The following is a 21,571-nucleotide window of genomic DNA, read 5'->3' as shown; positions in this document are numbered from 1 at the left end:
TGGCCCAAGTCCTATACCTAGATAGGGGCGGAAGGGGACAACCACTCGTGACCGAACCACACCTGCCTCACCGTCGCGGCTTCCTTGCCAGCCTGCGCGCCAGTTTCCTGACGGGCCTCGTCGTCGTGTTGCCCATCGGGCTGACGATCTGGTTCGTCTGGGCGGTGATCGGCTGGATCGACGGCTGGATCCTTCCCCTCATCCCCGCCTATTACCAGCCCGACATGCTGATCGGGCGCTGGTTCGGACCGGAATACGAATTCCCGGTGCGCGGTGTCGGTGTCCTGGTCTTCCTGATCGTCACCATCATCGTCGGCTGGCTGGCCAAGGGCCTGATCGGCCGGTCGATCATCCGCTCGGGCGAGGATCTGGTGGACAGGATGCCGGTGGTCCGCTCGGTCTACGGCGGGATCAAGCAGGTGGCAGAAACCTTCTTCAACAAGAAGGAGAAAAGCTTCGACAAGGTCGTCCTGGTCGAATTCCCGCGCGCGGGCTCCTGGGCGCTGGGGTTCATGTCGACCCGCCCCAAGGGGGAACTCGCCGAACGGCTGGCAGCACTTGGCCCGGATATGTCGGCGGTCTTCGTCGGCCTGACGCCCTTCACCAGCGGGATGTTGCTGTTCGTGCCGACCAAGGACCTGGTGATGATGGACATGGGCGTCGACGATGCCGCCAAGCTGATCGTCTCGGGTGGCCTCGTCTATCCCCTGCCGAAGGACCTGACCTAAAGCGCGGTCCAGCCACCGTCGATGCTGATCGTCGTCCCCGTCACCTGATCCGCCGCCGGGCTGCACAGATAGACCGTGGAGCCGCCGATCTGTTCCACCGTCGCGAACTGGCGCGAGGGCTGGCGGAGAAGCATCACCTCGCGGATCACCGTCTCGCGGTCCATGTTGTGCACCTTCATCTGCTCGGGGATCTGCGCCTCGACCAAGGGCGTCAGCACATAACCCGGGCAGATCGCGTTGCAGGTGATCCCCTGCCCCGCCGTCTCCAGCGCCACGGTCTTCGACAGGCCCACGATCCCGTGCTTGGCCGCGATATAGGCACTCTTGAACGGGCTGGCGGTCAGCCCGTGGGCGCTGGCGATGTTCACCACCCGTCCCCAGCCCTTTGCCCGCATCCCCGGCAGGGCTGCGGCGATGGTGTGGAAGGCCGACGACAGGTTGATCGCCAGGATCGCATCCCATTTCTCGACCGGGAACTCCTCGATCGGCGAAACGAACTGGATGCCCGCGTTGTTCACCAGGATGTCGCAGCCCCCCGCCTTTTCGACCAGCGCCCGGCACTCCGCCCCCTTGGACATATCCGCCGGGATGTAGCGCGCCGCCACTCCGTGCCGCGCGCCCAGATCGCGCGCCAGGTCATGATCCTCCGCCCGGTCGGTGAAGCTGTTCAGAATCACCTCGGCCCCTGCCGCCGCCAGCGCCTCCGCCACGCCCAGCCCGATGCCCGAGTTCGACCCGGTGATCACCGCCCGCTTGCCAGAAAGTGTCATGCTATGCCCCCGAATGCTGCATATGCGAATGAATGCCATGCCGGGCGCCGGAACGGAAGCCTGCGGCCCGAATGAAAAAAACGCCGGCACAAGGCCGGCGTTCAGTCTTTGAGGCAGGTTTCATACAGGCAAGAAACCTATCGAGCAGTAAGTTCTATATAGTCCCCTCTCCGCCGATGGCCAAGCTAAAAGTTTGAATTGCCACGATCTCCGTCCTAGTGTCCGCCAACACAACCGCTGGGATCGGGAGCGTCGGGGGATGATCAGGGAAACGAGCGCCGCTTTGCGCAGGATCGGCCTGGCGGCTCTCGTGTCACTTTTCGCCGCAACCGCGCAAGCAGACCCCATGCACGGCATAGCTATGTATGGCGACCCCGCCCTCCCCCCGGATTTTGTGTCCCTGCCGCAGGTGAATCCCGACGCACCCAAGGGCGGCAGCTACCGCTGGGGCGAGGCGGGCAGCTACGACAGTTTCAACCCCTTCGTGACCAAGGGCCGTCCCGCGCTGGGCATCTCCACCCTGGTGGTCGAGACGCTGATGGGCCGGAACTATGACGAACCCTTCTCGCTTTACGGTCTGCTGGCCGAATCGATCAGCACCGACGACGCCCGCAGTTTCGTCGAATTCACCCTCCGCCCTGAGGCCCGATTCTCCGACGGCTCGCCCGTCACGGTCGAGGATGTGATGTGGTCGGTAGAGACGCTGGGGGTCCACGGCAACCCGCGCTACGCCGCCGCCTGGGCGAAGATCGCGAAGATGGAACAGACCGGCGAACGTTCCGTCCGCTTCACCTTCAATGTGGAAGACCGCGAACTGCCGCTGATCCTGGGCCTGCGCCCGATCCTGAAGAAGGCGCAATGGGAGGGGAAAGACTTCGCCGAAGCGACGATGGAAGTGCCCATCGGCTCTGGCCCCTATCTCCTCGACAGTTCGGAACTGGGCGTCCAGGTCACCTACAAGCGCAACCCGGACTGGTGGGGCAAGGACCTCCCCTTCAACCGCGGCCAGTGGAATTTCGGCGAGATCCGCTACGACTACTACGCCAACCCGCAGGCGATCTTCGAGGCGTTCAAGGCCGGCCAGCTCTCGGCCTACCGTGAGGCGAATATCTCGAAATGGCTGTCCAGCTACGATTTCCCCGCCGTCCAGTCCGGCGCCATCGTCAAGGCCGAAATCCCGCATGGCCGCCCTTCCGGGATCGAGGGCTTCGTCTTCAACACCCGCAAGCCGCTCTTCGCCGACTGGCGCGTGCGTGAGGCGCTGATCCTCGCCTTCAATTTCGAATTCATCAACCAGACCCTGAACGGCGGCCTCCTGCCCCGCATCCCTTCGTATTTCGGCAATTCCACTCTGGGGATGGAGCCCGGCAAGCCCGCCGAAGGTCGCGAACTGGAGCTGCTGGAACCTTTCCGCGCCGAGCTTCCGCCGGGTGCGATCGAGGGCTATGCGCTGCCGGTCTCGAACGGCGACCAGGCCAACCGCAAGAACATCCGCGCGGCGGCAAAGCTGCTGGAGGAGGCCGGCTGGACAGTGGGCGACGACGGCGTGCTGACGAACGCAAAGGGCGAACCTTTCCGCTTCGAGATCCTGCTCGTGACCGGGCAGGACGAGATGGCCTCGGCCGCGCAGGTCTATATCGAGGCGCTGAAGCCGCTCGGTATCACTGCCACGCTCAACAAGATCGACGACGCCCAGTACCGGCAGCGCACCTCGGCTTATGACTTCGACATGACCCACTACATCCGGTCGTTGACCCTCTCGCCGGGGAACGAGCAGTTGCTTTACTGGGGCGCAGGCGGCGTCACCGAGCCGGGCACGCGGAACTGGATGGGCGTGAACTCCCCCGCCGTCGAGGCGATGATCGCCGCCATGCTGAAGGCGAAGGAACCGGAGGACTTCACCGCCGCCACCCGCGCGCTGGACCGGGTGCTGACTTCGGGCAGATATGTGATTCCGATCTGGTATTCCGACGTTTCCCGCTTGGCATATTCGGCAAATCTCAAGTATCCGGAACGGATACCGCTCTACGGTGACTGGCCGGGCTTCCTGCCCGACACCTGGTGGTATCAGGCAAAGTAAGAAACGAGGGCAACGAGCATGAAGAAACTGCTGCTTCTGGCCGCGCTGGCGGCCCTTGCGGGCTGCAACACCATCGCCGGCGTGGGCGAGGACATTTCCGGCACCGCCCGCACGGTGCAGGACACGTTCTAAGGCATTGCGCGGCCTCTATGCGGGGGCCGCTTCCGTTTCAGGCAAGGCCGGGCCTGCCGCCACCGCCCGCCCTTCCGGCAGGCGGATCACGGTGACCGAGCAATGCGCCTCGGCCACCACCTGCGCCGAGACCGAGCCGAGATAGCGCCGCGTCGTCGAATGGCCGCGCGCGCCCATCATGATGTGGTCGACCTGATTGGCCGTGGCATAGTCGATGATCGCCTGCCCCGGGTCCGGCCCCTCCAGCACGGTATAGGTCAGCCGGTGGTCGGGCAGGTCGATGCCTTCCGCCCAGGCCTTCAGCTGCACCAGCCGCAGGACGTGCAGGTTGTTGCCCTGGTCGTCGGTGCCCTGGTCGATCCCGATCCGCGCCGTCCTGATCACGTTGACGCAAGCGATCCGCGCATCGGGTTCCAGGATCAGCATCCGCTTCACCGCGCGCAGCAGGACCTCGGCCAGCCGCTCGCCCTGCGGCGACAGGTCCACCGCCACCACGATGATCGGAACCGAGGCGACCTGTGCCGCGACCGACACCGGCGCGGTGAACCGCCGGATTCTCCGCATCACCCGCCAGCGGTCGAAGACCTGCAGCCAGCCGTCCCGCTTCAGCTTATGCGCGCGGGCGGTCAGCGTGATCTGCTGCGGGTTTGACAGGTCGAACGCCATCTGCGCCGCTGTCTGATAGCGCCGCATCGGGTCGACCGACAAGGCCCGCAGGATGATCTCCTGCAACCACTCCGGGATTTCCGGCCGGATGGCGCGCGGCGGTTCGGGATCGCGCCAGAGCCGTCTCCTCACCCCTCGCAGCGTCTCCGGCGTTCCCCAGGGATTTCGCCCCGTCGCGAGTGCGTAAAGCATCGCCCCAAGCGCGAAGAGGTCCGACCGCAGATCGTCCCGGCAGCGCAGGTACTGCTCCGGCGCGATATAGGGATAGGTTCCCATCGGGATGGTGAATTCCTCGGCCAAGAGGTCGGGCAACTGGTCGTGGCGGGACAGGCCGAAGTCCACCATGACCATCTCGCCGGTCTTCCTTTGCAGGAAATTCTCGGGCTTCAGGTCCAGATGGATCACGTGCTGGCGGTGCAGGTCCGCCACCGCCGCCACCATGCGCGCAGCGATCTCGATCACGTCCGACAAGGGCAGCGGCGCCTTCTGGAACACCGGCAGGAAGGATCCGCCGTCGATCATCTCGGTGACGATATAGGGCATCACGTCGAAGCCCCCGATCCCGAGCACCTTAGGCACATGCGGGCCGGTGAGGCGCGGCATGATCATCTGCTCGACCTCGAAGCCGACGATGGTCGGGCCGTCATCGCCGTCCAGAATCGTCGGCACCTTCATCACCATGGGCAGGTCATGGTCCGGATGGGTCACCGCCCAGATCGTGGCGAACCCCCCGGTGTGCAGCTTCTCTCCGAGAGTGAAGCCGTCGATCACGAGGCCCTCGTGCGGCCGCATCTGTATCATCTTCCCACCAGCAATCGCACAGCCAATTCCTCGGGCAACCCCGCCGCCCGCACCTTCTGTGCCGCACCCGCAGCATCATAGGCCGTGCGTCGGAACGTCAACTCCCCACGCCCGGTATCCAGCAGCGCCCACCCCGCCTGCGCCACCCCGTCGCGCGGCTGGCCCACGGACCCCACCACCGCAAGCCAGCGACGGCTGGAAAGAAGCGGAATCGGCAGCCCAGGACGGAAGGCCTGTTCCCGCACCATCCCACCCATGTCGCAGCTTGCCAGCAGGGGCACATGCACATGGCCGCACAGGATCAGTCGTGCGGTCGAAGCGCGAAACGACGGCGTCGCCTTGGTGTCCGAGGTGACATAGCTCCACTCCTCCGGCCGGTTGGCCGAGGCATGGACAAAGAGCGCGCCCTCCGCCTCTGCCGTCAGCGGCAACTGCGCCAGGAACTCCACCTCGGTTGCTCCAAGTCGGCCGCGCGTCCACTCCAGCGCCCTGCGGGCGAGCGGCGACATCGCCTCGGCCGCGCCTGCCGCCGCATTGTCGTGGTTTCCCCGCACGCAGATCGCACCGGCGGCGACAAGCTCTGCCGCCTTGTCGCAACACCAGACCGGATCGGCGCCGTAGCCGACGATGTCGCCCAGAAGCGCGATCCGGTCGACGCCATGCGCCGCCACATCTGCCAGCACCGCCTCGAACGCCTCGCGATTGGCATGGATGTCCGTCAGGACCGCAAACCTCATCCAGCCCCTCCCGCAGGCTCCGGTTGTCCTTGGCTAGCCGAAACTGCCGGACCGCGCCATGAGCCAGATCAAACGCTTCAGACCAGCGATGTCACCCAGAGGATCGTCGCATCCTCTTCCGACAGGCTGATCACATTATGCCCCATCGCCGCGTCATAATAGGCGCTGTCGCCCCGGCGCAGTTCGACCGGCTCGTAGAATTCCGTGTAAAGCCGGATCACCCCGGTCAGGACATAGAGGAATTCCTCGCCGTCGTGGCGCACCCAGCCGTCGAATTCGTCCATGTCGCGCGCGCGGACCGTCGCGCGATAGGGCAGCATCTGCTTCTTGGTCAGGTGCGCGGCCAGAAGCTCGTGCTCATAGGTCACGGTCGCCTGCGCCTGGCCCTCGCCCAGCTTCGTCACCGCCATCCGGCCCATGACCTGCTGCTTCGAGGGCGGGGTGAACAGCTGCGGCACGCTGATCGACAGGCCCCCTGCCAGCTTCTTCAAGGCCTCGTAGGTCGGGCTCATCTGCCCGTTCTCGATCTTCGACAGGGTCGACCGCGCCAGCCCCGCCCGGCCCGCCGCCTCTTCCAGCGTCCAGCCAAGCGACCGGCGCAGCTCACGCACCCGCTCGCCCAGGTTCAACGGCTCCACATGAGCCTCTCCCCCGGCCTCGCGCGCCACGCGGATCATGCTTTTCGGATCGGTCAGCTTCATATGTCCCCGATAGTCGAGCCTCCCCCCGCTTGCAACTGTCGCGCAGCCTCCCTACCCCTTCCTCATGCTCTCCGAGATCGACACCCGCCCCTTCCCGACGGTCCCGCAGGATCTCAACCTCGCGGGCCACGTCCTTTCCCGCGCGGCAAGCTTCGAGAAGCCCGCCCTGACCATCCTCCACGCCGAACGTGACGAAACCCTCACCTACGCCCAGCTCCTCCGCCTGACCCAAGGCTGCGCCACCGCCCTGCTCGCCCAGGGCCTCACCCCCGGCGACCGCATCCTTCTCCGCCTCGGCAACACCCTCGCCTTCCCGCTGCTCTATCTCGGAGCCATCTGGGCCGGCCTCGTCCCGGTCCCGACCTCCGCCGCCCTGACCAGCCCCGAGATCACCAAACTCGCCGCCCTCGCCCAGCCGAAGCTGATCGCCGCCGAGCCGGGCATCGCGCTCCCCGACCATCCCGCCCCGCTCCTTGCCCCCGAACTCGCGTCCTGGGCGGCCCTCCCCGAGGCGCCCCTCCACTTCGGCGACCCGGACCGAGAGGCCTACATCGTCTTCACCTCCGGCACCTCCGGCACCCCGATGGCCGTCAGCCACGCCCACCGCGCCATCCTCGCCCGCGCCAACATGCACCAGCACTGGGAGGGCCTGACCGAGACCGACCGGCTGCTCCACGCTGGCGCGCTGAACTGGACCTACACCCTCGGCACCGGCCTCCTCGACCCCTGGACGGTTGGGGCGACCGCCCTGATACCCGCCGCAGGAACGCTGCCTTCTGCCCTCCCCGCGCTGCTTGACCGCTCGAAGGCCACGATCCTCGCCGCCGCGCCGGGCGTCTACCGCCAACTTCTGCGCGCCGAACTCCCGCCGCTCCCCCACCTCCGCCATGGCCTCTGCGCCGGGGAGTCCCTGCCCCCCGCCCTCCGTGAGCAGTGGCACGCCCGCACGGGAACCGACCTGCACGAAGCCCTCGGCATGTCGGAGTGCTCCACCTATCTCTCCGGCTCCCCCTCCCGCGCCGCGCCCCGCGGCACGACAGGCTATGCCCAGCCCGGCCGTCACATCGCGATCCTGAACGACATCGGCCACCCCGTCCCGCGCGGCGAGCCGGGAGAACTCGCCGTCTCCACCGCCGACCCCGGCCTGATGCGCGGCTACATCGGCCACCCACCGCCGCAAGGCCCATGGTTCCGCACCGGCGATGCCGCAACCATGGCCGCTGACGGCGCCATCACCCATCTGGGTCGCAAGGACGACCTTCTCAACGCCGGAGGCTTCCGCGTCTCGCCCGCCGAAATCGAGGCCGCCTTCCATGACCTCCCCGGTCTCGCGGCCTGCGCGGCAACACAAGTCGAACCCTCCCCCGGCACCACGATCCTCGCACTCTTCTACGAGTCATCGTGCGCCATCGACGAAACCCTTCTGCGCCAATGCGCCGAAAAGGCCCTTGCCCGCTGGAAGCAGCCAAGGCACTACCAGCGCCTCGACGCTTTGCCCCGCACCGGAACCGGCAAGCTGATCCGCAAGGGGCTCGCCGCCCGCTACAGGAGACAAGAATGACCCGCGCCCCGATCCGTCTGGACATCTTCTCCGACCCGGTCTGCCCCTGGTGCTATGTCGGCAAGGCCAACCTCGACCGCGCGCTCTCGCAGCACCCCGACCACCCGTTCCAGATCCAGTGGCACCCGTTCCAGCTGAATCCCGACATGCCCGCCGAAGGCGTCGCCAAACGCGCCTACCTGGAAGAGAAATTCGGCGGCAAGGCCCGCGTCGACGCCGTCCACGACCGCCTGCGCGAAGTGGCCAAGGCAGCCGGGGTCGACATGAACCCCGACAAGCCGCAGCGGATGCCGAACACGCTGAACGCCCACCGCCTGATCCACTGGGCCGGGATCGAGGGCGTGCAATCCCCCGTCGTCACCGCCCTGATGCGCGCCTATTGGGTGGAAGGCCGTGACATCGGCGACCTGGACACTCTCGCCGACATTGCCGGGGAAAACGGCATGGACCGTGAGGCCACGCTGCGGCTCCTGCACTCCGACGCCGATGCCGACGACATCCTGGCCCGCGACCGCGATGCGCGCCACAAGGGCGTCAACGCCGTCCCGACCTTCCTCATCGCGCAGCAGTACGTGGTCAGCGGAGCGCAACCTCCCGAGACCTGGGAGAAGGTGATCGCCGAACTCGCAGGCCAGGCCAAGTGACCCAAGCCAGAATCTCCCAGAGCGAATTCGTGGCGCTCGTCGCCATGCTCTTCGCCACCATTGCCATTTCCATCGACGCGATGCTGCCCGCGCTGCCGGAGATCGCCGCCACCCTTTCGCCCGAGGCGCCCAACGCCGCGCAGCTGGTCGTCACCAGCTTCGTGCTCGGCATGGGCGTAGGTACCCTTTTCACCGGCCCGCTCTCCGACGCCTTCGGCAGGAAGCGGGTGATCCTCGTCGGCTCCGGCCTTTACGCCCTTGCCGCGATGGCCTGCTACTTCGCCCCCTCGCTGGAGGTGCTGCTGGCCGCCCGCCTCCTCCAGGGCCTCGCCGCCGCCGCGCCGCGCACTGTCTCCATCGCCATGGTGCGCGACCTCCATTCGGGGCGCGAGATGGCGCGGATCATGTCCTTCGCGATGGCGATCTTCACCATCGTCCCCGCCATCGCACCGCTGATGGGACAGGGGATCATCGCGCTCGGCGGCTGGCATTCGATCTTCCTCGCCTACATCCTCTTCTCCGGCTTCACGATGCTCTGGCTCGGTCTCCGCCAGCCCGAGACGCTCGCGCCGGAGCACCGCCGCCCGTTGCATCTCGGCGACCTCTGGCGGGCGACGGGCGAGCTTTTCGCCCATCGCATCGTCCTGGTCTCGATCCTTCTGCAAACCCTGACCCTGGCCGCGCTGTTCGGCACGCTCTCGTCGTTGCAGGGGATATTCGAGCAGCAGTTCAATCGCGCCGACAGCTTTCCGCTCTGGTTCGCGCTGATTGCCGTCACCTCGATGGCGGGCAGCCTGCTGAACACACGATTCGTGATGACGCTCGGAATGCGCCGCATCGTCCAGCACACTTATCTGGCCATGCTGGCCCTGACGCTTCTCAGCCTCGCCATCTTGGGCAGCGGCCTTCTGCACGGGACCTTCGGCTTCGCGATCCAGATCCTGTGGTGCATCGGGCTGTTTTCGATGATGGGCCTGACGATGGGCAACCTCAATGCACTGGCGATGGAACCCGTGGGCCACATCGCGGGCCTTGCCGCCTCGGTGATCTCCTCCGCCGCGACGGTCGGATCGGTCGCCCTTGCCATTCCACTGGGCCTGGCCTTCGACGGCACGTCGACCCCGCTTCTGGCCGGTGTCGCGATGCTGGTCGCGCTCGCGCTCGTCCTGGCGCGTGTGTCACTGGGGGAACCGCGCCCCGCGGCCTGACCGGACGATCGCTTGCGCCCATTGACAACGCCGGGGCCAGCCGCAAGGATGTCCCCGTTTTGTTCTCATTCCGCGGCCTTCATGCCCAGCCCCGTCTCCTCGATCCCGAACCTCGGCCCCGCCTCGGAACTGGCCTTCGCCCGCGCCGGCATCACCAGCGCCGAGGAAATCCGCGACCTTGGCGCGGACGTGGCCTACCGGCGTCTTCTGGAAAGCGGGTCGCGCCCGCATTTCATCGGCTATTACGTTCTGGTCATGGGGTTGCAGGGCCGCCCCTGGAACGACTGCAAGGGCGAGGAGAAGAAGACCCTGCGCAAACGTTTCGACAGACTCTGCGCCGGGTTCAACCGATCCGACGCAAAGCTGCGCGCCGACCTTGAGCAAACGCTCAGCTTCCTGGGCGTGATCGAGCGCCGCTAAGCGGCCCACGAACGGCATCGCAAGGAAGGAGTGGTGCCCCCAGAGGGACTTGAACCCCCGACCCTCTGATTACAAATCAGATGCTCTACCAGCTGAGCTATAGGGGCCACCCGTTCCAGATACCCCCGGGCCGGGGGCGACGCAAGGGCTCAGTCCTGCTGGCTGCGGGCGACGACGACCACGGCGATCAGGCCCACGGCCATCACCAGAAGCGCGGCGGGCGCAGCTTCCGACAGGCGCTCCAGGCTCGACAGCTCGAAAACCCGCGTCGAGAGCGTGTTGTAGTTGAAGGGGCGCAAGAGCAGCGTCGCGGGCAGTTCCTTCACGCAATCGACGAAGACGACGAGAAGCGCGGTCAGCACCGAGCCGCGCATGAGCGGCAGGTAGACCGAGGCCAGCGTCCCCGTCGCCGAGCGCCCGAGCGAGCGGGCTGCCATCGACAGCGACGGCGACACCCGGCCGAAAGCCGCATCCACCGCCCCCTGCGCGATGCCGAAGAAGCGCACCAGATAGGCCAGCCCCAGTGCAAAGGCCGTGCCGGTGATCATCAGCCCAGGGTCCCAGCCGGTCAGCGCCAGCACGCCATCGGCCAGCCGGTGGTCCAGCGCCGCCAGCGGCAGCAACAGCCCCAGCGCCAGCACTGCCCCCGGTGCGGCATAGCCGATCAGCGTCAATGGCAAGAGCCCCTGCACCAGCCTCGATCCCTTCATCCGCAGCGCATAGACCAGGAAGACCGCCGCCGCCACGGTGGCCAGCGCGGCCAAACCCGCGACGACGATGGTATTGACCAGGGCCTCCGCCAGCCCCGGAGCCAGCCAGCCCTCGGGCGCCGCCGCCGTATGCACCAGCATGACGCCAACCGGCAGCAGGAAGCCTCCGGCGAAGGGGATCAGGCACAGAACCGTCGCCGCCCAGCGTCCGGGGCCGAGGATCGCCTGCGGCTCGACGGGCTGCGCGCTGCGGCCAAGCCGGTGGAACCGCGCCCCGCCCCGCCCCGCCCGTTCCAGCCCGACGAGCAGGAGGATCAGCACCAGGATCACCCCGGATATCTGCGCCGCCCCCCCGGCATTGCCGCCGTTGAGCCAGGTGGAAAAGACGCCTGTCGTCAGGGTCTGCACCCCGAAATGCAGGACCGTGCCATAATCGGCGACCGTCTCCATCAGCGCCAGCGCCACCCCCGCAGCGATCGCCGGGCGGGCCAGAGGCCAGCCGATGCGCAGGAACAGGGCCCAGGGTCCGCAACCAAGCGCGCGGGCGACCTCATAGGCCCGGCCCGACTGCTCGCGGTAGGCCGAGCGGGCGAGGAGGTAGACGTAAGGGTAAAGCGCAAAGGACAGGACCAGGATCGCCATCGGTAGCGACCGGGTCTCGGGGAACCAGTAGTCGCGCGCCGAGGTCCAGCCGAAGGCGGCGCGCAGCCCCGCCTGCACGGGACCGGCATAATCCAAAAGATCGACCAGCGCATAGGCTCCGACATAGGCCGGGATCGCCAGCGGAAAGAGCAGCGCCTGCGCCAGCCAGTCCCGTCCCGGAAAGCGGTACTGGCAGACCAGCCAGGCCGCGCCGGTGCCCATCGCCGCCGACAGCGCCGCCACCCCCGCCATCAGCATGAGCGTAGTGCCCAGATAGCGTGGCAGGACCGTCGCCATCAGATGAGGCCAGATGTTTTCCGTCGGGTTCAGCGCGATCCAGGCGATCGACAGGACCGGGGCCAGCACCACCGCCGCGATCAGCACCGCGCCGAATGTCCAGAGGTCGGGCCGGGGAAACAGGCCGCGGCGCGGCAGTTGAGCGAAACGGTCGGACATCTTGGCCCCCGGTTACAGGAAAGCGGTTTAACTGTCCAGAAAAGCCCGTATAGTCGCGCCGCGGGGCCGGGACACCCGTGCCGAAAAGTCAGGCCCGATGCGCATCGTCTACCACCTGGGTGCCCACTGCACCGACGAGGACCGGCTGGTCCGCTGCCTGTTGAAGAACCGCGCAAGCCTGGCCGAAGCAGGCATCGCCGTGCCTTCTCCCACCCGCTACCGCAAGCTTCTGCGCGATACGGCCACCCAGCTGCGCGGCGCCGCCGCCTCGCAGGACACTCAGGCGATGATCCTCGACCAGATCATCGACGAGGGTCCGGCCGACCGGCTGATCCTGTCCTGGACCAGTTTCCTCAGCTTTCCGGCCTATGCGGTGGGCGAGATCCTCTACGGCAACGGCGGCCAGCGGCTGCGCGGGTTCACCCAGATCTTTCCCGACTGCGAGGCCGAGTTCCACCTCGCACTTCGGAACCCCGCGACCTTCCTGCCCGATTTGCGCCAGCGCGCGCAGGCCAAGGGGCATGAGGACATCCTGCGCGAGGTCGATCCGCTCTCGCTGCGCTGGTCCGACACCATCCACCAGATCAAGGCCGAGAATCCCGGGGTTCCGCTGACCGTCTGGTGCGACGAGGACACCCCGCTGATCTGGCCCGAGGTGTTGCAGGCCGTCGCGGGGCATCATCCGGACCTCGTGCTCGAGGATTCCGACGAGCTTCTGGCGCAGCTTCTGACCGAGGCGGGCCTGGCGCGCTTCCACGCCTATTGCGCCGAACACCCGCCGCAATCGGTGCTCCAGCGCCGCCGGATCGTCACCGCCTTCCTGGAAAAGTTCGGCCGCCCCGACCAGCTGTCCGACGAGATCACTGTCCCCGGCTGGACCGACGCCCTGGTCGAGCGGATGACCCATTCCTACCTGGCCGATATCGGGCACATCGCCGGGATGCCCGGCGTCACCTTGATCGAGCCCTGATCAGCTCATCCCCAGCGCGGCCTTGTAAACCTCGAGCACGGCCTCCTCTTCGGCCAGCTCGTCCGGCTTGCGCTTGCGCAGCGCGATCACCTTGCGCATGACCTTGGTGTCATAGCCCCGGCCCTTGGCCTCGGCCATCAGCTCTTTCTGCTGTTCGGTGACGTCCTTCTTCTCCGCCTCCAGCTGCTCGAAGCGTTCGATGAACTGGCGCAGCTCGTCGGCAGTGACGGCATAGGGATCGGTCGCGTCGGCCATGGCGGTCCTCTGGAAAGGGTTGGTCGCGGGTTCCTACCCCGTCGCGGGGATCGGGTTCAAGGCTGGAACGGGGGTCGGCCGCGGATTGCTTGCAGGACGGGCGAAGACCGGCTAGCTGGACCGGAAAGCGGGACGGGGGAACAGCGATGCAGGGATTGATCTGGGCGGGCACGGCGCTGACGCTGGCCGGACTGATCGGGCTGGTCTATTGCATCCTGCGCGCGGCCCGCGCCAAGCGCGCCGGGCTCGACGATGCCGCGATGCGGGCCGAGTTGCAGCGCGTCGTCGTGATCAACCTCGCGGCCGTGGGCCTGTCGGCGTTGGGTCTGGCCGCGGTCGTCACCGGCATCCTGCTCGGCTGACCCTGCCGCTCAATCGTCCAGCGTGGCAAGGCTCTGGCCATCGCGGATCAGCCGGTCGATCAGCGGCGCCGGGCTCCAGAGCGCGGCTTCGGCGCCCCAGGCGCGCAGGTCGCGCCGCAGCGCCATCAGCCCGCGACGGTCGGCCTGGTGCATCGGCCCGCCCCGGCGGCGGGGGAAATGGTATCCCGCCACCATCAGGTGATCTATGTCCGAAGGCCGCCGGGCGATCCCCTCGTCGATAAGGCGCGCGCCCTCGTTGACCAGCGCCGAAAGCCAGCGGTTCAGGATCTCGCCCGCCGACATGGCGCGCAGGACCGTCGGCACCTCGACCGACACCGGGTCGGGCAGCCGGACGCCGAACTCCGCCAGCGCGGCGGCGATCATCCTCTGTGGTACACCGCGCGCCACCATCCAGGCCAGCGCCGTCCGCCCGGCATCTGCCATCCGCGCGCCGATCACCGGGCGATGGCCGACGAGGATCGGCGCCAACCCCATGCGCCGCAGCCCGGCCAGCGCCGTGGCCCGCGCCAGGGGCAGCGAGTCGGGGGGCAATGTCACCTCGCAGACCCGCCCCGCCAGCGACAGGGCAAGCCCCATCTCGCCCTCCTGTCCGCCAAGGACCAGCCGCGCCGCTCCCGGTTGCACGGCCTCATGCGGCGGGGCGAGCGGGTGGTCCGCCACCAGAAACGGCAGCGCGGACTCGGTCAGCGGCACCTCTGTCGCCAAGAGACGCTCGCGCATGGCATGGGAGCGATCGGCGCTGAGCCGCCCCTCGCGCCGACCCTCCTCGATGCCCGCCTCGACCGCTGCCAGACCCGCATCGCGCGCAAGATCGTCGGGGAAGGACCAGGTCACCGCCAACTCGCGCGACAGCGCCACGACCGCGATCCGCGCCAGGTCGGGGGCAAGCCCCGCAAGGCCGATCCGGTCGATCGACAGCGCCTGCAATCGGTTCAGGACCGGCGGCAGCGCCAGAGCCCGCCGCTCGGCCCGGGCGGCGGCGCAAAGGCCGATGGCCTCTTCGCTCTGCTCCAGATCGCTGCGCGCGACGGCCTCGAACTCCTGCGCATTCTCCGCTGGCAGCACCAGCGCCGCCTCGACGCAATCGACGATCCGCCGCGCCGCCAGCCCCTGCGTGGCAGAGGCACCGCGCGCCTCCGCCACCGCGGTCGCCCAGGCCACCGCATCCGGCTCTTCCCGGCGCAGGAGGTCGCCCACCGCCAATGCCCCGGCGAGCCGCACCGCCGCGGCAACGGGCGCCATCTCGGTGATGCCGTCGATCAGCCCCAGCGCCAGGGCCTCCGCCGCCGGAACCGCCCGGCCCGAGAGGAGCAGCCGCAGCGCAGGACCGGCCCCGATCAGCCGCGGCAGCCGTCGTGTCGAGCCCCCGCAGGGGCAAAGGCCCAGTGTCACCTCGGCGAAGGCGAGCTTCAGCCCCGGCGCCCCGAGACGCGCGCGCGCGGCCAGCGCCAACTCTGCGCCGGGGCCGACGACCAGACCCTTCAGCACCGCCACCACCGGAACCGGGCAGTCGGCCACCGCGCGGCACAGATCGGCCAGCGTGGGCTCTTCCGCATCCGGCTGAAGCGGCAGGTGGCTCGCAAAGTTCGGCCCCTCCGCCGCCAGCACGATGCCGCGGCACCAGGCTTCCGGCGCAGAGATCACCTGCAACAGACCGGTCCGCAGACCGGGCATCAGCGCATTCGACGGCGGATGGGCCAGCGTCAGGATGATAATCCCGTCCCGCCGCTCGACCTTCAGTCCTTCTGCGGACATTGCCGTTCCCTTGCCCGGATTTCGGGTCAAATTAGAAACAACCCCGACCACTTTACAAGGGTCGCACGCGCCGGGTTGCTCAGATCGGCATGTTGTCGAAACCCGCCTCGACCTCGGCATCCGTCGGCAGCCGCGAATCCTCGCCCGGCATCATCGCCGCAAGGGCACGCATTTCCGCCAGCAGAAGCTCAAGCCCTTGATGCTGCAATTCGAATCCGGCGGCCAGAAGCTCGGCCTCGCCGCGCACGAGGTCGGCGGGCTTTGGTTGGGTCTTGCGGGCAGTCATGTCGCGCAACTCCGGCACAGAGGGGTCCAGGGCAAGGCGTCGAGCCGCGCTTCGGCAATCGGCTCGCCGCAGCGGACGCAGTCCCCATAGCTGCCGTCCTCGATGCGCTTCAGCGCCGCGCGGATCTGGGTGATCTCGGCCTTGCCGGCATTGCCGGTGGCTTCGAGAACCTCGTCTCCCTCGCGCTCGGTCGCCAGCTCTTCCCAATCGGGGTTCTGGTGCGAATCAAGCTCTTCCTCGATCGCTTCCAGTCGGGCGCCAAGTTCGCCAAGACGTTTCAAGAGCTGGGCCTTGCGGACCGGGATCGGCGTGGTCAGGTTGCCCTGCATCGGTTCCTCCTGTTTCTTCGCAACCTTAGACAGCTTGGCCCGGGCACGCCTTGACCCAAGTCAACGGCGCTTCCGCTTTTGCCGCAAGCTGGCTAAGGTCGCCGCGATTCCGGCCCCGCGCCCCCGGTGGTGCACCCAGTGGAGAGAAAGATGGACATCCGCGCGATCACCCCCGACTACGCCGTTTCACCGCAGATCGAACCCGGCGACCTGCCCGCGATCAAGGCGGCGGGCTATGTCACGGTAATCGACAACCGCCCCGATGGCGAGATCCCGCCACATCTGCACACTGCCGAGATGCGCAAGGCAGCCGAGGCGCTGGGGCTGGTCTTCGTGGCGAACCCGGTGATCGGCGGCCAGCTCACGCTGGAGAACGTGGCGGCGCAGCGCGCGGCGATCGCCACCTCGACCGGGCCGGTCTTCGCCTATTGCGCCAGCGGGAACCGCTCCTCGATCGTCTGGGCGCTCGCGAATGCCGGCAAGCGCCCGGCGGACGAGCTGGTCGGCCTGCCCGCCCGTTTCGGCTACCAGCTCGACCACCTGCGCCCGCAGATCGAGGCGCTGGCGAAGGGCTGACCCTTTCCGGCGCGCTCGTCGGTGACTTCGTGCACTCCTCGCTCTGGATCTGGCCCACCGGCTCTCGGTGTGACCCTGCGAGGAGAAGTCGAAGACGCACGACGAGCGACCCCGGCTGCGACGACTCCCCTACCCCGTCGCGCGCAGTTCCGGGCCCGTGTCCGGCGGAAGGGCCTGCGCCGGGGACCTGAGCGGCACCGGCGCTGCCGTCCGGACGGGGACCGCCTCGCTCAGCTTCAGGGCGCGCATGCCCCGGTGCTGGCCCAGCCTGGCCGGGGCGACATGGCGCCCGTCCGGCGTTTCCAGCGACACCGCGTCCAGGGCCGCAAAGGGCAGGAGCAGCGTTTCCCCCACTGCCAATGCCATGATCTGCCGCAGCGGCAGCACCAGCCGCCCGATCACCGCATCCAGTCGGCAATCGGCCTGCATCACCTGCGCCGACAGCGCGGCAGCGAACTGCGGCGCCTCGCCCGCGGTCTCGTTCGCGGCCAAGGCGGGGCTGTCCCCCCGGCCGACCGCGGGCAGCACCAGGACCACCGCACCCTCGCGCGCGCCGCCGCCAAGCGCCACCTCGGCCGAAAGGACGCGGTATTCGGCTTCCTCCAGCATCAGGGCCAGGGGGCGCGCATCCTCCAGATAGCTGGCGTAGCGGAACCCCCCGGCCCAGGCGAGATCAGCTTCTTCCACCAGCACCTCGTCCAGACCCGCAAGCGCCCGGTCGACTACGCCAGCCACCATCGCCGCGTCGATCCGGCTGGCCTTGCGGAGCCCGGGCGGCTGGGTCGAAAGGCACCCCAACGTCTGCTTCTCGATGAAGGTCGCGGTGACCATCGGCGCGAGCATGATCACCCCAAGTCCACCCATCGGCCCGTCCAGCAGCGCCAAGAGCGCCCGGTCCGGCACCAGGTCCAGAATCTCGGCCAGGCTGGCCCTCGCGATGGTCAGGCTGCGGAAGTCAAGGTCAAGCCCCATCGCATCCCGCGCCGCCCGGGCCAGCGCGAGCCGCCAGCCCCGGTCGGCCCCCGGCGCGCCTTCCGCCTGTATCGGGCGGGCACGGTCGATCTTGCGGCGGATCACGTCAGTCGATGCGGCGGTCATGGCGGCCCTTTCCCCATGGCCAGAACCTTAATGCGCGCATCCTTCACAAGCGGTTAAGCCGCCAGCGTCTCCAGCCGCAGGGGCACCGTCACCCGGAAGGCCGCGCCCCCTTGCCCAGGCACATAGGCGACCGATCCGCCGAGATTCTGCATGATCTCGCGGCAGATCGCCAGACCCAGCCCTGCCCCCCCGGCGCGGTTGGCATCGGTCAGGCGCGAGAATTTCTCGAAGATCAGCGCCTGGCTGTCCTTGGCGATACCCTTGCCGTTGTCGACGAAATCCACCGTCACCCGGCCCCCCTTGTGCCGCACGGCGATGCGCAGCTCGGGCCGGGCCGCATCGCAGTATTTCCGCGCGTTCGAGATCAGGTTGATGAAGACCTGGGTTAGCCGGTCGGCGTCGGTCTTCAGGTAGATCGTCTCGGAGGGCAGGTCGCGGATCACCTGGAACTCGCGTTCGGGCCGCGTCGCCCGCGCCGCCGTCAGCGCGGTGTCGATCATGCCCTGCAGGCTGGCCAGCCCCACCGTCAGCTGCACCGCGCCGTTTTCCAGCACCGACAGGTCCAGGAGGTCGTCCAGAAGCCGCGTCAGCCGCTTCGCCTCGTCATGGATGATCCTTCCATAGCGCATCACCAGATCCGGCGGCAGGTCGCCCTCGGTCAAAATTTCCGAGAAGGCCCGGATCGAGGTCATCGGCGTGCGCAGTTCGTGGCTGATCTGGCTGAGGAAAGCGTCCTTCTGCAACGAGATCTGCATCAGCTTCTCGTTCGCCTCACGCAGCGCGCCCGCCGTGCGGGTCAGCTCGGTCTCCCGCGCTTCCAGCCGGGCGGAATATTCCAGGATCTGCGCCGATTCGCTGGCCACCGCCATCAGGTCCTCGACCGTGACCGTGGCCCGCCCCACCAGCTGGCCGATCATCGCATGCGCCGTCGCCGCCCCGACCGAACCCGACAGCCGCGCCTCCAGCGCATCGAGGAAACCGGGCGTCGGGTCGGGCAGGAAGCCCTCCTTGCCCTGCGCCCGCGCCTCGGACTGGAACAGAGGCAGCGCCAGTTCCTCGCCCAGGATGCGCTGCGCCATGCCCAGAAGCGCCTCCGGCTCCGCCCGCCCGCGCGCCCAGCGTTGCGGGCCGACCGCGCCCTCGAAGACATTGACGAAGGCCGCGCCCTGCAACCGCTCCACCGGGCCGGGAAAGGTGAGAAGCGAGCCCGCGCAGAAGGCCAGCACGTTCAGCGCCATCGACCAGAACAGCGCATGGATGATCGGGTCCATCGCCTCGGTGCCGAACAGCGACAGCGGGCGCAGCCAGCCAAAGCCCAGAAGCCCCTCGGCGAACACCGCCTCGGGCAGCACCGCGCCGGGGCCGAAGGAGGGCAGGAACGAGGTATAGGCCCATACCACCAACCCGGTGACCAGCCCCAGGATCGCCCCCGTCCGCGTCGCCCCGCGCCAGAAGATGCCGCCCAGCAGCGCGGGCAGCACCTGCGCCACGCCCAGAAACGCGACCAGCCCGATGGAGGCCAGCGCCGCCGACCCGCCCGAGACATGGTAATAGCCGTATCCCAGCGCCAGCACCGCCGCGATGGCCAGCCGCCGCGCCATCAGCACGACCTGGCGCAGGTCGTCCTCGGCAGCCCCCGCACGCAGGCGCAGCCACAGGGGGATCATCACATGGTTGGAAATCATCGTGGCAAGCGCGATGGATTCGACGATCACCATCGAGGTGGCCGAGGAGAACCCGCCGAGGAAGGCCAGCATCGCCAGCCCCCCGCGCCCCTCGGCCAGCGGCAGGGTCAGGACGAACATGTCGGGGTTCGCGCCTGCGGGCATCCGCTCCAGCCCGACCACCGCGATGGGCACGATGAACAGGCTCATCGCCATCAGATACAGCGGGAAGGCCCAGCTCGCCCGCGCCAGATGGCCTTCGTCCTCGTTCTCCACCACCATGACCTGGAACATCCGCGGCAGGCAGATCACCGCGGCGGCGGACAGGACGGTGATCCCGGTCCAGCGCCCCGGCGCGACCTGCCAGGCGGCCAGGTCCGCCGCGTCGATCCGGGCGATCACCTCGGCCACGCCCCCGGCGATGCCCCAGACCACGAAACTGCCCACCGCCAAGAGCGCCACCAGCTTCACCACCGCCTCGACCGCGATGGCTGTGACGATGCCGTGGTGCTGTTCGCGCGCGTCGAGGTTGCGGGTGCCGAAGAGGATGGTGAAGAAGGCCAGCCCCGCCGCCACCCAGACCGCGATCTGCCCGGGGTCGAGCGGGCGCGACCCGTCCGGCGCAGCGCTCGCGAAGACGCCGAAGGACAGCACGACCGACTGCAACTGCAGCGCGATATAGGGCGTCGCGGCCACCACGGCGATCAGCGTGACGATCACCCCCAGCGTGTTCGACTTGCCGTAGCGCGAGGAGATCAGGTCGGCGATCGAAGTCACCCGGTGCTGCCGCCCGATCCTGACCAGCTTGCGCAGAAGCCACCACCAGCCGACGAAGACCAGCGTCGGGCCGAAGTAGATCGTCAGGAACTCCAGCCCGGATCGCGCCGCATAGCCGACCGCGCCATAGAAGGTCCAGGCGGTGCAGTAGATCGACAGCGAGAGCGTGTATACAAGCGGCGAGCGCAGCCAGCCGAGCCGCCCCTTCGCCGCCCGGCCCTCGACCACGAAGGCCACGGTGAACAGGAAAGCGACGTAAAGGAAACAGGCCAGGACCAGCAGGTTGAAGGGCACCTCAGTCCTCCTCCTCGTCCGTGCCGTCGCCACTGCGCAGCCCCGAGGCGAAGACGGCGGCGAGGCCGATCAGCAGCAGCCAGACCGAGAAGAAATAGATCACGTCGCCCGAGCTGAGCGACATCCGCGACTCCGGCGCCCAGAGAAGCGGCAGAAGCAGCAGGAACGCACCCAGCACCGGCAGAAGCCGCGCCGCATCGCGCAGCCGTCGCCGCCGGTAGGGCGCGCGGGCCAGGAACAGCGGTCGCTTCGGCCGCCTCATCCGTGGCCCAGCCCCCGACCCAGCATCGCCCGGACCTCGGCCAGGATTTCGGCGTTGGAGAAGGGCTTGGTCATGAAGCGGTCGGCCCCGGCGCGTTCCGCCATCTCGCGGTCGCGCCCTCGCGCGGTCAGCATCATCACCGGCAGGTCGCGGCTGGTCGGGTCGGCGCGGATCGCCGTCAGGATCTCCAGCCCCGAGAGGCCCGGCAGCATGTGGTCGAGGATCACCATGTCCGGCGGGTCCTGCCGCAACATCCCCAGCGCGGCCCTGCCCTCGGTCGCATGGCTGACGCGCAGCCCGTCGCGGGACAGGAGGAAGCGGATCGCCTCGGCGATGTTCGGTTCGTCCTCGATCAGAAGGACATGCGGCGCCACTGGTTCCCCCCGGACGGTCTCGGGCCGCCCTGCCCCAGTATTGGCGGCAAGCATCGCGGCTGTCAAAGGCCGCTCGTCGCGCACTTCGTCATTCCTCGCGGCCGAGGAGAAGCCGAAGGCGCACGAGGAGCGTCCCGCCAAAGGTTAAGGATTCTTCTCCTCTAGAATGAACCGCAACACGTGAGGTTTGGAGGGGGGTTGCGATGAAGAGGCGGGGGCTGCATCTGGATGGGGGTGAGCGGGCGGTGATCTTTGCCGAGCATCGCCGGGGCACAAGCCAGCGGGAGATCGG

Annotated in this window: 23 protein-coding genes and 1 tRNA gene; 10 read left to right on the top strand and 14 right to left on the bottom strand. The window is 68.1% G+C overall.

What is annotated here, in order from left to right:
- Positions 1-47 precede the first annotated feature (47 nt).
- On the top strand, positions 48-728 hold the full coding sequence (locus JNJ68_RS15015) for a DUF502 domain-containing protein (RefSeq protein ID WP_294983299.1): 681 nt from the start codon (positions 48-50) through the stop codon (positions 726-728).
- Here JNJ68_RS15015 and JNJ68_RS15010 read toward each other — a convergent pair.
- Positions 725-1,498 (bottom strand): 3-hydroxybutyrate dehydrogenase, encoded by a 774-nt coding sequence (locus tag JNJ68_RS15010; RefSeq protein WP_294983298.1) that lies wholly within the window; start codon positions 1,496-1,498, stop codon positions 725-727. The two genes, JNJ68_RS15015 and JNJ68_RS15010, sit on opposite strands and share 4 nt — an antisense overlap.
- Before the next feature lie 259 nt (positions 1,499-1,757).
- Here JNJ68_RS15010 and JNJ68_RS15005 point away from each other — a divergent pair, with 259 nt between their 5' ends.
- Positions 1,758-3,578 carry an extracellular solute-binding protein gene (locus JNJ68_RS15005; protein WP_294983295.1) on the top strand — a complete coding sequence of 607 codons (1,821 nt, stop codon included), beginning with the start codon at positions 1,758-1,760 and terminating at the stop codon, positions 3,576-3,578.
- A gap of 18 nt (positions 3,579-3,596) precedes the next feature.
- The gene (locus JNJ68_RS15000) at positions 3,597-3,710 is read left to right on the top strand and encodes an entericidin EcnA/B family protein (RefSeq protein WP_294983293.1); all 114 of its coding nucleotides are present in this window, start codon (positions 3,597-3,599) and stop codon (positions 3,708-3,710) included.
- Positions 3,711-3,725: 15 nt separating this feature from the next.
- On the opposite strand, the gene JNJ68_RS14995 is transcribed toward JNJ68_RS15000, so the two are convergent.
- The 3 genes from JNJ68_RS14995 to JNJ68_RS14985 form a co-directional block, all read right to left on the bottom strand.
- Positions 3,726-5,168, bottom strand: a complete 1,443-nt coding sequence (locus JNJ68_RS14995) for a bifunctional serine/threonine-protein kinase/universal stress protein (protein ID WP_294983291.1) — start codon at positions 5,166-5,168, stop codon at positions 3,726-3,728.
- 5 nt (positions 5,169-5,173) lie between these two features.
- Positions 5,174-5,914: a metallophosphoesterase family protein gene (locus JNJ68_RS14990; RefSeq protein WP_294983290.1), complete on the bottom strand. Its 741-nt coding sequence runs from the start codon at positions 5,912-5,914 to the stop codon at positions 5,174-5,176.
- Positions 5,915-5,991: 77 nt separating this feature from the next.
- Entirely contained in the window at positions 5,992-6,615 is a 624-nt protein-coding gene (locus JNJ68_RS14985; RefSeq protein WP_294983288.1) for an XRE family transcriptional regulator, read from the bottom strand.
- 64 nt (positions 6,616-6,679) lie between these two features.
- Here JNJ68_RS14985 and JNJ68_RS14980 point away from each other — a divergent pair, with 64 nt between their 5' ends.
- From JNJ68_RS14980 to JNJ68_RS14965, 4 genes are all read left to right on the top strand, one after another.
- Positions 6,680-8,176, top strand: a complete 1,497-nt coding sequence (locus JNJ68_RS14980) for a class I adenylate-forming enzyme family protein (RefSeq protein WP_294983286.1) — start codon at positions 6,680-6,682, stop codon at positions 8,174-8,176.
- Positions 8,173-8,820: a DsbA family oxidoreductase gene (locus tag JNJ68_RS14975; protein ID WP_294983284.1), complete on the top strand. Its 648-nt coding sequence runs from the start codon at positions 8,173-8,175 to the stop codon at positions 8,818-8,820. The genes JNJ68_RS14980 and JNJ68_RS14975 overlap by 4 nt, the downstream gene beginning before the upstream one ends.
- Positions 8,817-10,028 (top strand): multidrug effflux MFS transporter, encoded by a 1,212-nt coding sequence (locus JNJ68_RS14970; protein ID WP_294983283.1) that lies wholly within the window; start codon positions 8,817-8,819, stop codon positions 10,026-10,028. The genes JNJ68_RS14975 and JNJ68_RS14970 overlap by 4 nt, the downstream gene beginning before the upstream one ends.
- An 81-nt stretch (positions 10,029-10,109) precedes the next feature.
- Entirely contained in the window at positions 10,110-10,448 is a 339-nt protein-coding gene (locus JNJ68_RS14965; RefSeq protein ID WP_294983281.1) for a TfoX/Sxy family protein, read from the top strand.
- A gap of 31 nt (positions 10,449-10,479) precedes the next feature.
- Here JNJ68_RS14965 and JNJ68_RS14960 read toward each other — a convergent pair.
- Both JNJ68_RS14960 and JNJ68_RS14955 read right to left on the bottom strand, forming a co-directional pair.
- Positions 10,480-10,555, bottom strand: a tRNA-Thr gene (locus JNJ68_RS14960).
- Positions 10,556-10,597: 42 nt separating this feature from the next.
- Entirely contained in the window at positions 10,598-12,256 is a 1,659-nt protein-coding gene (locus JNJ68_RS14955) for an iron ABC transporter permease (protein WP_294983279.1), read from the bottom strand.
- Positions 12,257-12,353: 97 nt separating this feature from the next.
- On the opposite strand from JNJ68_RS14955, the gene JNJ68_RS14950 reads away from it, so the two are divergent.
- Positions 12,354-13,226, top strand: coding sequence for a hypothetical protein (locus tag JNJ68_RS14950; protein ID WP_294983277.1), 873 nt, complete (start codon positions 12,354-12,356; stop codon positions 13,224-13,226).
- On the opposite strand, the gene JNJ68_RS14945 is transcribed toward JNJ68_RS14950, so the two are convergent.
- The gene (locus JNJ68_RS14945; RefSeq protein ID WP_294983275.1) at positions 13,227-13,481 is read right to left on the bottom strand and encodes a DUF2312 domain-containing protein; all 255 of its coding nucleotides are present in this window, start codon (positions 13,479-13,481) and stop codon (positions 13,227-13,229) included.
- A 146-nt stretch (positions 13,482-13,627) separates the two neighbouring features.
- On the opposite strand from JNJ68_RS14945, the gene JNJ68_RS14940 reads away from it, so the two are divergent.
- On the top strand, positions 13,628-13,843 hold the full coding sequence (locus JNJ68_RS14940; RefSeq protein WP_294983273.1) for a hypothetical protein: 216 nt from the start codon (positions 13,628-13,630) through the stop codon (positions 13,841-13,843).
- A gap of 9 nt (positions 13,844-13,852) precedes the next feature.
- On the opposite strand, the gene JNJ68_RS14935 is transcribed toward JNJ68_RS14940, so the two are convergent.
- The 3 genes from JNJ68_RS14935 to JNJ68_RS14925 all read right to left on the bottom strand — a co-directional run bounded on the left by JNJ68_RS14935 (position 13,853) and on the right by JNJ68_RS14925 (position 16,234).
- Positions 13,853-15,619, bottom strand: a complete 1,767-nt coding sequence (locus tag JNJ68_RS14935) for an enoyl-CoA hydratase-related protein (RefSeq protein WP_294983271.1) — start codon at positions 15,617-15,619, stop codon at positions 13,853-13,855.
- Between the two features lie 79 nt (positions 15,620-15,698).
- Positions 15,699-15,905 (bottom strand): hypothetical protein, encoded by a 207-nt coding sequence (locus tag JNJ68_RS14930; protein ID WP_294983270.1) that lies wholly within the window; start codon positions 15,903-15,905, stop codon positions 15,699-15,701.
- A complete protein-coding gene (locus JNJ68_RS14925; protein WP_294983269.1) occupies positions 15,902-16,234 on the bottom strand; it encodes a TraR/DksA family transcriptional regulator in 333 nt (110 codons plus the stop codon). Before JNJ68_RS14925 ends, JNJ68_RS14930 begins: the two co-directional genes overlap by 4 nt.
- A gap of 150 nt (positions 16,235-16,384) precedes the next feature.
- On the opposite strand from JNJ68_RS14925, the gene JNJ68_RS14920 reads away from it, so the two are divergent.
- A complete protein-coding gene (locus JNJ68_RS14920) occupies positions 16,385-16,810 on the top strand; it encodes a TIGR01244 family sulfur transferase (RefSeq protein ID WP_294983267.1) in 426 nt (141 codons plus the stop codon).
- Between the two features lie 129 nt (positions 16,811-16,939).
- Here the strand turns inward: JNJ68_RS14920 and JNJ68_RS14915 are convergent, their stop codons facing one another.
- Genes JNJ68_RS14915 through JNJ68_RS14900 form a run of 4 tightly spaced genes read right to left on the bottom strand, consistent with a single transcriptional unit; the run spans position 16,940 to position 21,279 of the window.
- Positions 16,940-17,908, bottom strand: a complete 969-nt coding sequence (locus tag JNJ68_RS14915; RefSeq protein ID WP_294983266.1) for a FliM/FliN family flagellar motor C-terminal domain-containing protein — start codon at positions 17,906-17,908, stop codon at positions 16,940-16,942.
- 53 nt (positions 17,909-17,961) lie between these two features.
- A complete protein-coding gene (locus JNJ68_RS14910; protein ID WP_294983264.1) occupies positions 17,962-20,643 on the bottom strand; it encodes an ATP-binding protein in 2,682 nt (893 codons plus the stop codon).
- A 1-nt stretch (position 20,644) separates the two neighbouring features.
- Positions 20,645-20,905, bottom strand: a complete 261-nt coding sequence (locus JNJ68_RS14905) for a hypothetical protein (protein WP_294983263.1) — start codon at positions 20,903-20,905, stop codon at positions 20,645-20,647.
- Entirely contained in the window at positions 20,902-21,279 is a 378-nt protein-coding gene (locus JNJ68_RS14900) for a response regulator (protein WP_294983316.1), read from the bottom strand. Before JNJ68_RS14900 ends, JNJ68_RS14905 begins: the two co-directional genes overlap by 4 nt.
- Positions 21,280-21,571 lie beyond the last annotated feature (292 nt).

Source organism: Tabrizicola sp. (assembly GCF_016793705.1).
GTDB lineage: Bacteria > Pseudomonadota > Alphaproteobacteria > Rhodobacterales > Rhodobacteraceae > Tabrizicola.
Note: the sequence above shows the minus strand (reverse complement) of the source record. Positions and strands in the feature narration are given on the sequence as shown.